This window comes from Lacinutrix venerupis, from assembly GCF_001971745.1.
GTDB lineage: Bacteria > Bacteroidota > Bacteroidia > Flavobacteriales > Flavobacteriaceae > Lacinutrix > Lacinutrix venerupis.
Genome location: NZ_CP019352.1, coordinates 2,926,490 through 2,938,471 on the forward strand (window position 1 = coordinate 2,926,490; position 11,982 = coordinate 2,938,471).

Here is an 11,982-nt window from a genome sequence, read left to right on the forward strand (position 1 = left end):
AATATAGTTTTAAAAACACTATCTATTTCTCCAGAAAAACGGCGTTAATAAAATAAGAACAGTAAATAATTCTAAACGTCCAATAAGCATTAAAAATGAAGACCACCACTTTCCTATTGGAGGTAATGCTGCATAATTATTTACAGGTCCAAAATCGCCCAAAGCCGGTCCTACATTCCCTAAACTTGAAGCTGCTAAACCTATTGCAGATTCAAAATCAATTTTCATCATTGCAAAACCTAAAGTTCCAACAATAAAAGCTAAAAGATAAAGAATAAAAAAGCCAAGAATATTAAATACAATATCACCAGAAACAGAACGCTTATTATAACGAACAGGTAATATTGCGTTAGGATGTAAAGCTCGTTTAAATTCTAAAAACCCATTTTTAATCGTTATTAAATGCCTTACCACTTTTATACCTCCAGATGTACTACCTGCAGAACCTCCTAAAAACATCATACCAAAAAAGAACACCGTTAAAAAAGGAGTCCATAATGTATAATCTGCTGTTACAAAACCTGTTGTTGTTACAATAGCTAAAACTTGAAACAAACTATGCCTAAATGCACTCTCTCCTGCTCCTAATGTTTGCGGATGCTCTATTGAAGAAAGACTCAAATCTGCATTAAAATAAATTAAAACAGCAGCAACAATTGTAAATATCGCAATAAACTTAAAGTAAAGTTTAAACTCTTCGTCTTGTACTACTTTAGATACTTTACCTTTAAAAATAAAGTAACTTAACACAAAATTTGTTCCTGCTAAAAACATAAATACAATAATAATATACTGTATTAATGGATTATCGTTCCAATAAGCAACACTAGCATTTTTTGTAGAAAATCCTCCAGTAGAAAGCGTACTCATAGAATGATTAATAGCATCAAAAAAAGACATACCCGCTACTTTTAACAAAATAGTTTCGGCTGCAGTATATCCAAAATATATTAACCATAAACGTTTTGCTGTATCTGTAATTCTTGGATGTAATTTATCGGCACTTGGGCCAGGTGCTTCGGCAGCAAATAGCTGCATACCACCAATACCTAACAAAGGTAAAATTGCTACTGCAAGAACAATAATTCCCATTCCACCAATCCAATGCGTTAAACTACGCCAGAATAAAATACCTTCTGGCACCACTTCTATATCATTTAAAATAGATGCTCCAGTAGTAGTAAAGCCAGACATTGTTTCGAAAAAAGCATCGGTAAAACTAGGAATAGCGTCGGTAAAAAAATAAGGAATAGCTCCAGACAATGCCATTACTATCCAACCAAAGGCTACAACAATATAACCTTCTCTCTTATTCATTTCCTTTTTATGGTTTCTAGTATAAACCATAGCAAAAACACCAATAAGAACCGTTATTAATCCAGATAAAAAGAGTTCCAAAGTAACTCCATCTTTATAAATAAAACTTACCAGTGAAGAGATAAGCATAAAGCCTCCATTGAAAAGGAATAGCAATCCAAAAAAATGGAATATAATTTTATAATTGAGTTTTAGACTTTTAGGCATATAGATTATAAAAATAATTTTTCAACCTCTTTTATAGATTTTGGTAAACAGCATACTACAATATAATCTCCTTCCTTAATTTTAAAATCTCCTAAAGCTATTAATCCTTTTCCATCTCTAATAACACCTCCAATAATAGCAGAACGAGGAAACTCTACATCTTTAATTTGTTGATTACAAATTTTAGATTCTCTTTTCACTCTAAATTCTAACAGCTCGGCATTCATGTTGTTAAGCTTAGTCATTGCAACAACTTCTCCTTTTCTTATGTATCTAAAAATATTATTAGCCGCCAATAATTTTTTATTTACCAAAGTATCAATACCTATAGATTGAGACAACTCAAAATAGTCCATATTTTCAACTAAAGCAATTGTTTTTTCTACACCTTTAGATTTTGCAACAAGACAAGACATAATATTAGTTTCAGAATTTCCTGTTACAGAAATAAAAGCATCCATATCGCCTATATTTTCTTCTTCTAAAAGCTCAACGTTTCTTCCATCACCATTAATAACTAAGACTTTTTCAAGTTCGTCTGCAAGATCAAAAGCACGGTCTTTATCTTTTTCTATAAGTTTAACATTAAAACTTTTTCCACATAAATCTCTGGCAGTTTTATATCCAATTTTACTACCTCCCAGAATCATAACATCTTTAATTGTACTGTTACTTTTTCCAGTCATTTTACACAACTCCTCTCCTCCACCAGCACAAGTAATAAAAACAGCTGTATCTTCTTCTTTAAATTGTGTATCTCCTCTTGGAATTGTTGTATACTGTGTCCCAAAACGTTGAATTGCAATAGGCACAAAGTGAATTTCTGGAAAATATTGAGCTGCTTCTTTAACAGATTTACCTACAAAAGAAGCTGTTTTATCTAAGCTTAAACTTACCATTCTAAGAGCTCCTTCTTCAAACTCATAGCTTTCATTAAAAGCAGATTGACTTAATAGTAACTGAATTTCTGAGGCCGCAAGCGATTCTGGAGAAATAAGTTCATCTATACCTAAACGCGTAAAACCAACTTCGTCTTTATGCTTAATAAATTCGGTATTAGAAATACGTGCAATAGTACGTTTAGAACCTAATTGCTTAGCCAATACACATACTGTAATATTTGTAGTCTCGGAAGCCGTTACCGCAATTACAAGATCACTATTTTCAACTCTTGCTTCTTTTAATATACTAATAGAAGTTGCATCACCTTTTAAAACTTTTATATCTAAATGGGTATCTGCATACGACAAACTCGCTCTATCACTATCTATTAATGTGATTTCTTGGGATTCGTAGGATAATAATTTTGCTAAATGAAATCCTACTTCACCAGCTCCTGCAATAATTATTTTCATTATAATTTTATATCAAAGGGACAACAAAGGTAATTAATTAATTGTTTTCATGTTTCTTAAAGGAAAAACATTGTATTATCTTTGTAAAAAAATTGATTTTGACAAAAGTAAATCCTTATAAAGACAGCGACCTAGGTAAAAAAGAACAGGTTACAAAAATGTTCGATACTATTTCTGGAGAATACGATGGCTTAAACCGTGTTATTTCCTTTGGAATTGATATTAAATGGAGAAAAAAAGTAGTCGAAATTGTAAAAGCTACCAATCCAGATACTGTTTTAGATATTGCTACCGGTACAGGTGATTTAGCAATTAATCTTGCCGAAACTAGTGCTACTAAAATTGTAGGATTAGATATTAGTAGTGGTATGCTTGAAGTTGGCAAAAATAAAATTGCTGCTAAAAAACTTGGGCATAAAATTGAAATGATTATTGGAGATAGCGAAAATATGCCTTTTGAAGACAATAGTTTCGATGCTATTACTGTAGCTTTTGGTGTTCGTAATTTTGAAACATTAGAAAAAGGATTAAAAGATATTTTACGTGTATTAAAACCAGGTGGTACTTTTGTTATACTTGAAACTTCTGTTCCTACTAAGTTCCCTTTTAAACAAGGCTACATTTTTCATTCTAAAATTATATTACCAACAGTAGGAAAGTTATTTTCTAAAGACAAAACAGCCTACAAATACTTAAGCGATAGTGCTTCGGTTTTTCCTTATGGTGAAGCATTAAACAATATTTTACGTAATATTGGGTTTATAAATGTGAACCATTTACCACAAACGTTTGGAGTGGCTACAATTTATACAGCATCAAAACAGTAACATGAGGAAATTAATTGCCCTATTTATATGCATAACAGCAAGTACAATGTGTTCTGCGCAGTTATTTACTAGAGAAAAAGTACAAAATAACCAAAACATGGATAAACAAATCTTAAGTTGGGGATACTATTTTGGAACAAATAATCTAGATTATAAATTTGATTATAACGACAATATTGGAGATATACAAACCGTAAAAACCTTTGGTTTTAATGTTGGTTTAGTTGGAGACGTTAGAGTTAACGATTACATTAATTTTAGATTGGAGCCAGGTTTAGTTATTTCGGCAAGAAATTTAAATTATCCTGAAAATTATTTTGACGACATTCCTGAAGAAGATTTAAATAGTTCAGATTTTTTAAGAGAAGTTAAATCCACATACATTTATGTACCATTATTAATGAGACTTTCTACAAAACGTCTTAATAACTTTAAACCTTTTATAACTGTTGGTATTGCTACATCTTTAAATTTATCTAGTAACGAAAAAAATCCTGAAGATAATAGTGGTGGAGAGTTTAGAACAACTAAAAGCACACAGTTTTTAGACCTTGGTTTTGGTATAGATTTTTACTTATACTGGTTTAAATTTACACCTTCAATACGAGGTGTTTTTGCGCTAAATGATGAATTAGTAAGAGATTTCGACCCAAACAGTCCTTGGACTGGTAACATTAATTCTATGAAAACACGTGGCGTATTTATTAACCTAACTTTTAGGTAATAATTTGTTTATTATTTAGCTTCTTCTAAACTCGCTTAGTAAAATAGATCCTGCAGTTGCTACGTTTAAACTTTCAGTCTCTTGCAAATCGCCAAATCTTGGAATTGCAATACGCTCTGTAACTTGCTTTTCAATATTTTTAGATATACCATTAGCTTCATTTCCTAAAACAATAATACCTTCTTTAGGTAATTGTTTTTTATATACATTTTCTCCATCCATAAAAGCACCAAAAATTGGTATTTTAGTTTCTGCTAAAAACATATTTAAATCTAAATAACTAATATTCACTCTAGTAATAGAACCCATAGTTGCCTGTACAACTTTTGGATTATAGCAATCTACAGTTTCTTTAGTACAAATTAATTCTTTCACTCCAAACCAATCGCATAATCGTATAATAGTACCCAAATTTCCGGGATCGCGAACACTATCTAAAGCAACAATTAAGCCTTTAGTCTCTATGTTTTTTTGTTCTGGAATTTTAAAAACTGCAAGAGCTTTATTTGGAGTGGTTAGAAAACTAATTTTCTTTAATTCGTTTTCTGTAATTAAAATTTCCTGTTCATTATTATCTACAAAAGACTCTGTAGTAAACAAAAAATGTAATTGTAAAGAGGAGTTTAAAAGCTCATTAATTACTTTTATACCTTCAGCTACAAAAAAACCATCTGCAATTCTATATTTTTTCTGCTTAAGACGCGTTATTAACTTTATTTGGCTTTTTGATAGCATTTAAAAAATGTATTTTTGAATCTTAAGTGATTCGAATTAAAAATTTAAAGTTAAAATAAATCCTTTTAAAGACTATTTAGTTGAAAATACAAGATTCAAAAATACTACTTATTATTTTAATTTTTGGGTTTCTAACCGCATGTAGTTCTGTTAGGCGTGTACCTAAAAACGAACATTTATTAACAAAAACTACAATAAAAGTAAATAATGAAAACGAAGATAGAGATGTTATAAACAATCTTATATATCAAAAACCTAATGCAAGTATTCCTTATACTAATATAAAAACAAGGCTTTACATTTACAATTTAGCAAGACCAAATTTAGACTCTATTTTAGAAGCAAAAATTGCTAACAATCCAAAACGTACACAACGACAAATAAACTTTTTATCAAAAAAACAATTTGAACAACGACGAAAAAACAAATTAGCATTTAACAATTGGTTAAAAAAAACAGGTGAAGCTCCTGTTATAATAGACGATACGCTTTCTAAAAAATCCATTAAAAGATTAGAAAGTTATTATTGGAACAATGGTTGGTTTGATGTTAAAGCAGATTTTAAAACTACTAGAAAGGATAACCAAAGAGGCACAGTAGATTACATAGTAACTACTGGTGAGCCATATAAAATAGACTCCCTTTCTACTAAAATTAATACGCCAATAATAGATTCTCTTTATCAAAATGTAGTAAATCAATCTTTACTAAAAACAAACACTCAGTACAAAACAAATAACGTTTTAGACGAGCGAGATCGTATTACCGAAATGCTAAGAAACTCTGGAGTATACCATTTCTCACAAGATAATATCTATTTTGAAATTGATACTATTGGAAAAACTAAAAAAGTAAATATAGATTTACAAATAAGTAACAAACAAACTAGAATACAAGATTCTGTTTTTTACGAGCCTTTTAAAATTTATAAAGTAAAAGATGTAAATATATATACTAGCAGCTCTTTCGAAAACAAAGACAAGGCCATTACAGACTCTACAACTTATAAAGGTTTTAATATCTACAGTAAAGAAAAACTACGCTACAACACTAAAATGCTAACAGATGCTGTATTTATAAAACCAAACACTCTTTTTCGCGATAAAAACAAACCGTTAACATCTAGAAGAATTAGTAATTTAAAAACTTTTAAATATCCTAAAATAGACTATATAGTTAATGATATAGACACAACATTAACAGCTAATTTATACTTAACACCATTAAAGAAATTTGGTTTAGACTTTAGAGCAGAAGCCTCACAAAGTAACATACAAGCCATAGGTTTCTCTTTAAACCCAAGCGTATTAATGCGTAATGTTTTTAAAGGTGCCGAAACACTCGAACTTTCTGGAATAGCTTCTATTGGTGCCTCTAAAGATGGAAGAGATCCAGATGATCCATTTTTCGATATTAACGAAATTGGAGCAAATTTAAATTTAACTATTCCTAGATTATTTTCTCCTTTTAATACAGAAAAAATAATCCCTAGCTCTATGTTTCCAAGTACAAAAATTAGTTTAGCAACCACCAGCCAAACTAATGTAGGTTTAGATAAGCAAACCGTAACAGGAGTATTTAATTACAGATGGTTTCCTAACGAAAAAGTATCTAATAGTCTTGATCTTTTTAATATTCAGTATGTAAAAAACTTAAACACCGGTAACTATTTTTATGTTTATGAAAACTCATTTAATACCTTAAATGGTATTGCAATAAATTCTGGTTATATAGAAAATGGACAACAATTAACGCGTCCAGAACAAGCCAATCAATTTATTGCAGATGTTATTAATGGAACTAGTGGTGTTAGTGCAGAAGATTTTCAAACTGTAAATTCTATTAACGAAAGAAAAGAAAGACTAACCGAAGACAACCTTATTTTAGCCACAACGTTTAACTACACCAAAGATAGAAGAGATAATTTATTCGATAACGATTTCTCTATTTTTAGATTAAAATTAGAATTAGCAGGAAATGTTTTTGCTGCAACCTCGAATATTTTAGGGTTACAAAAAAACAATAATGACAAATACGAAATATTTAATGTTGCTTTTTCACAATATGTAAAAACAGAATTAGACTATGTTAAATATTGGGATTTAGGCAATAAAAATGTTGTGGCAATACGTACCTTTTTTGGTATTGCTATACCTTACGGTAATTCTACAAACATTCCTTTTTCAAAAAGTTTCTTTAGCGGTGGAGCAAACGATAATCGTGCGTGGTCTGCATATAATTTAGGACCTGGAAGCACACAATCTCTAAACGAATTTAATGAAGCCAACATGAAAATTGCTTTAAGTGCCGAAAACCGATTTAATATATTTGGAGCTTTAAATGGAGCTATATTTATTGATGCAGGAAATATTTGGAACGTTTTAGATGATGTCGAAGAGGATGCAGCAACTTTTAGCTCGTTAGATTCTATTAAAGACATAGCAATAGGCTCTGGTTTTGGTTTAAGATACGATTTTAACTTCTTTGTTTTAAGAGGAGATATAGGCTTTAAAACTTACGATCCTTCTTACGGAAATAGCAACCGTTGGTTTAACGATTATAACTTTAGAAATGCTGCATATAATATTGGTATAAACTATCCATTTTAATAGCTAAACATTAAAAATACACTACATCGTTTTCGCGGTTTTATTCAATATTTACATTACAAATTATTAAAAATTGTTTACTTTTGATATTCAATTTTTAACTAAAAACATTAGAGAAATGTCACATAATATTAAACCAGGAGTAGCTACTGGAAAAGAAGTTCAAGCAATATTCAAATTAGCAAAAGAAAAAGGCTTTGCTTTACCAGCTGTAAACGTAATTGGATCTAATTCTATAAACGGTGTATTAGAGACTGCGGCAGCTTTAAACGCTCCTGTTATTATTCAATTTTCTAATGGAGGTGCACAATTTAATGCTGGAAAAGGCTTAAGCAACGAAGACCAAAAAGCAGCAATCGCTGGTTCAATTGCCGGTGCAAAACACGTACATTTAATGGCAGAAGCCTACGGTGTTCCTGTAATTTTACATACAGACCATTGTGCAAAAAAACTATTACCGTGGATTGATGGTTTATTAGATGCTAGTGAGCAACATTATAAAGAAACAGGAAAATCGCTTTATAGCTCACATATGATCGATTTAAGCGAAGAACCTCTTGAAGAAAACATAGAAATATGTAAAACATATCTTGAGCGCATGAGTAAAATGGGTATGACTTTAGAAATAGAATTAGGTATTACAGGAGGAGAAGAAGATGGTGTAGATAATAGCGATGTAGATGAGTCTAAATTATACACGCAACCAGAAGAAGTTGCATACGCATACGAAGAGTTAAGTAAAGTAAGCGATCAATTTACAATTGCAGCAGCTTTTGGTAACGTTCATGGTGTTTATAAGCCAGGAAATGTAAAATTAACTCCAAAAATTTTAAAGAATTCTCAAGAATATATCTCTAAAAAATATGGAGTAGAACACAATCATATCGATTTTGTATTCCATGGTGGATCTGGTTCTACAGAAGCAGAAATTCAAGAAGCTATTGGCTATGGTGTAATTAAAATGAATATAGACACAGACATGCAATACGCATTCATGAGTGGTGTTCGTGATTATATGGGAGAAAAAACCGAATATTTAAAATCTCAAATTGGCTCTCCAGACGGTCCAGAATCTCCAAACAAAAAACATTATGACCCAAGAAAATGGTTAAGAGAAGGAGAAATTACTTTTGTAGAAAGATTAAAAAAAGCTTTTAAAGATTTAAATAATGTAAATACATTATAATAAAAAAATACTTCTATCAATCCCATTTTAACTGTGTTAAAATGGGATTTTTTAGTTAAAAAAAAACAAGAATTAGGATATAGGCTCTTCAAATTTTGAGTTATAATAATAAAAACAGTAATTTTGTCTTCCTATTTTATTCCATAAATAGAAACTAACTAATAGCAACTATTCTAGTTTAAGCTAGAATATTAAACTTAAAAAACAAAGCAATATGTCTTGGTTTAAAAGAAAAGAAAAAGGAATCACCACCTCAACTCAGGAGAAAAAAGATACTCCAAAAGGTTTATGGTACAAATCTCCAACTGGAAAAGTAGTAGATTCTGAAGAATTAGCAAAAAACTTTTATGTGAGTCCAGAAGATGGTTATCACGTAAGAATTGGAAGTAAAGAATACTTCGAAATATTATTTGATGATAATAAGTTTAAAGAATTAGACAAAAACTTATCATCAAAAGATCCTTTAAAGTTTGAAGACACTAAAAAATATCCAGAACGCTTAAAAGCTGCTCAAGAAAAAACTAAATTAACAGATGCAGTACGTTGCGCCGTAGGAAAATCTAAAGGAAAAGATTTAGTAGTTGCCGCTATGGATTTTAAATTTATTGGTGGTTCTATGGGCTCTGTTGTAGGAGAAAAAATTGCTCGTGCTGCAGACTATGCTTTAAAAAAGAAATTACCCTTTATGATTATTTCTAAATCTGGAGGAGCAAGAATGATGGAAGCGGCATTATCTTTAATGCAGTTAGCAAAAACATCTTCAAAATTAGCTCAATTAGCAGACGCAGGATTACCGTATATTTCTTTATGTACAGATCCAACAACAGGAGGAACTACTGCCTCTTTTGCTATGTTAGGAGATATTAACATCGCAGAACCAGGAGCACTAATTGGGTTTGCAGGACCTCGAATTGTAAGAGATACTACCGGTAAAGAATTACCTGAAGGTTTCCAAACCTCAGAATTTTTATTAGAACATGGTTTCTTAGATTTTATTACATTACGTAAAGACCTAAAGAATAAGGTTAATTTGTATATAGATTTGATAATGAATCAACCATTAAGAAATTAACACAATTTTCTATATAAAAAAAGACCTTTAATAACATATATTAAAGGTTTTTTTTTATAAATATATAGCTTCAAAAAACTAACCTTTTTTAAAATATATTCTAAATACTGTACCTTTACTAACTTCGCTTTCTACTTCAATTTTACCTCCCATAGACTCTACATGGTTTTTTGTAATAAATAAACCAACACCTGTAGCATCATCATTATAATGAAACGTTTTGTACAGCTTAAATAAACTATCACCAAATTTATTTAAATCTATCCCTAAACCATTGTCTTCTATTTGTAAAACATTATACTCACCTTGTATTTCGTTTTGTAATGTTACCACCAATTGCCTTTCTTTAGACCTATACTTTATAGCATTTGTTAAAAAATTAAGTATAATACTATCTAAATAAGCAGGGATAGCTTTAACTTTACAATTAGAATTTATATTGTTAACGAATTTGCAATTAAAATTTTTAGCTAATGCGCTAATATTATAAATTGCTTTATCTACATAATTACACAAACTAAGTGTTTCTAAATTATTTTCTTTTATTACATTAATTTTAGAGATTTCTGTTAAATGCTTTACTGTATCATTTAAATTTAAAACAGAATCTTTTAACATTATAAATTCTTCCTTAGGTTTAACTTCTGGAATATCCTGTTCAATAAATCCTACAAGTGTAGATAAGTTAGACACATGCGTTTTAAGATTATGCGTAACAATCTCTGTAAAATCAGACAGTCGTTCGTTTTGAGCTTTTACAATACCTAACATGCTTTTAATTTTAAGCTCGTTTTTTATAACATTAGATATATCACTTATTTGAGAAATAAAATACAATGGTCTACCTAAATCATTTCTTACTAACGAGACACTAAGTCTAGCCCAAATAACATGACCTTTTTTATGAAAATATCTCTTTTTCATTGTATAGTTAGAAATCTCTCCAGATAATAAAGACGTCATTTTATTTAAATCTAATTCTAAATCATCTTTATGAGTAATATCTTTAAAGGTCATTGCATAAAGCTCATTTTCGGTATATCCTAAAGTATCTAAAACACTTTTATTTACTTTTATCCACTCACCTTCTAAGCTAACAATAGAAATCCCTTCATTAGCTTGATTAAAAATCGTTTGAAAAAGCTCTGCTTCTAATTCGGCAATTTTAACACTCATAAAACATTGAAATATAACGACATAAAAATAAAAGAGTAATACCTAACAAAAAAATAAAAACGAAATTTTACGGTAAAATGCATAAAAAAATATCAATAAATAAAATTTTGATGTAAAATCATTAGAATATTACAAAGATATTATCCATTAATAAAGTTTGTTATCAATAATGTAATTTTTAGAATAAAACTATAGTTTTTAAAATATTGATTATAATTATATAGTAGGAAATAAAAAATAACTATATTTGCCGCTCGAAAGACAAGCTTTCGTGTACATAACAATCATTTACAATAATATTAGAATGTATTTAACAAAAGAAAATAAAGAGGAACTCTTTAAAAAACACGGTAAAAACGCAAAAGACACAGGTTCTGCAGAAGGACAAATTGCATTATTTACAAAAAGAATTGAGCATTTAACGCAACACTTAAAAAATAATCGTAAAGATTATAATACAGAGCGTTCATTAGTTATGTTAGTAGGAAAGCGTCGTGCTTTACTAGATTACTTAACTAAAAAAGATATTTTAAGATATCGTGCAATAGTAAAAGAATTAGGATTAAGAAAATAATCTCAACACAAAGACCACGCCTAACAGCGTGGTTTTTTCATAAAAAATCAACTCGTTTTTGGAAGAGTTTAAACTCCAAAATTGAAGAAGCTAATTATAGTTTTTCATTGGTAATAACAATAACTACTACTACACAACACAACTACCAATGTTTAACAAAATCTTGATAGAGAAACTAAATCTTCAAGATTAGAATTAAA

The 11,982-nt window shown here is 29.7% G+C and carries 10 protein-coding genes; 6 read left to right on the forward strand and 4 right to left on the reverse strand.

The window, feature by feature from the left end; translation table 11 throughout:
- Positions 1-18 precede the first annotated feature (18 nt).
- Complete coding sequence (locus BWR22_RS13245; RefSeq protein WP_076734134.1) at positions 19-1,524, reverse strand: TrkH family potassium uptake protein; 1,506 nt, start codon at positions 1,522-1,524, stop codon at positions 19-21.
- Positions 1,525-1,529: 5 nt separating this feature from the next.
- Positions 1,530-2,879 (reverse strand): Trk system potassium transporter TrkA, encoded by a 1,350-nt coding sequence (gene trkA, locus BWR22_RS13250; RefSeq protein ID WP_076734135.1) that lies wholly within the window; start codon positions 2,877-2,879, stop codon positions 1,530-1,532.
- Positions 2,880-2,974: 95 nt separating this feature from the next.
- Between trkA and ubiE the strand changes: the two genes are divergently transcribed.
- On the forward strand, positions 2,975-3,706 hold the full coding sequence (ubiE, locus tag BWR22_RS13255; protein WP_241828244.1) for a bifunctional demethylmenaquinone methyltransferase/2-methoxy-6-polyprenyl-1,4-benzoquinol methylase UbiE: 732 nt from the start codon (positions 2,975-2,977) through the stop codon (positions 3,704-3,706).
- A gap of 1 nt (position 3,707) precedes the next feature.
- The gene (gene porT, locus BWR22_RS13260) at positions 3,708-4,430 is read left to right on the forward strand and encodes a type IX secretion/gliding motility protein PorT/SprT (RefSeq protein ID WP_076734137.1); all 723 of its coding nucleotides are present in this window, start codon (positions 3,708-3,710) and stop codon (positions 4,428-4,430) included.
- A gap of 15 nt (positions 4,431-4,445) precedes the next feature.
- Here porT and BWR22_RS13265 read toward each other — a convergent pair whose 3' ends face one another.
- Positions 4,446-5,165, reverse strand: a complete 720-nt coding sequence (locus BWR22_RS13265; protein ID WP_076734138.1) for a TrmH family RNA methyltransferase — start codon at positions 5,163-5,165, stop codon at positions 4,446-4,448.
- An 80-nt stretch (positions 5,166-5,245) separates the two neighbouring features.
- On the opposite strand from BWR22_RS13265, the gene tamL reads away from it, so the two are divergent.
- The 3 genes from tamL (at position 5,246) to accD (ending at position 10,032) form a co-directional block, all read left to right on the forward strand.
- The gene (gene tamL / locus BWR22_RS13270) at positions 5,246-7,774 is read left to right on the forward strand and encodes a translocation and assembly module lipoprotein TamL (protein WP_076734139.1); all 2,529 of its coding nucleotides are present in this window, start codon (positions 5,246-5,248) and stop codon (positions 7,772-7,774) included.
- 118 nt (positions 7,775-7,892) lie between these two features.
- Positions 7,893-8,960: a class II fructose-bisphosphate aldolase gene (fbaA, locus tag BWR22_RS13275; RefSeq protein ID WP_076734441.1), complete on the forward strand. Its 1,068-nt coding sequence runs from the start codon at positions 7,893-7,895 to the stop codon at positions 8,958-8,960.
- Positions 8,961-9,174: 214 nt separating this feature from the next.
- Positions 9,175-10,032: an acetyl-CoA carboxylase, carboxyltransferase subunit beta gene (gene accD / locus BWR22_RS13280; protein ID WP_076734140.1), complete on the forward strand. Its 858-nt coding sequence runs from the start codon at positions 9,175-9,177 to the stop codon at positions 10,030-10,032.
- 78 nt (positions 10,033-10,110) lie between these two features.
- Here accD and BWR22_RS13285 read toward each other — a convergent pair whose 3' ends face one another.
- Positions 10,111-11,208 (reverse strand): sensor histidine kinase, encoded by a 1,098-nt coding sequence (locus tag BWR22_RS13285; protein ID WP_076734141.1) that lies wholly within the window; start codon positions 11,206-11,208, stop codon positions 10,111-10,113.
- Positions 11,209-11,512: 304 nt separating this feature from the next.
- Here BWR22_RS13285 and rpsO point away from each other — a divergent pair, with 304 nt between their 5' ends.
- Entirely contained in the window at positions 11,513-11,782 is a 270-nt protein-coding gene (rpsO, locus tag BWR22_RS13290; protein WP_076734142.1) for a 30S ribosomal protein S15, read from the forward strand.
- Positions 11,783-11,982 lie beyond the last annotated feature (200 nt).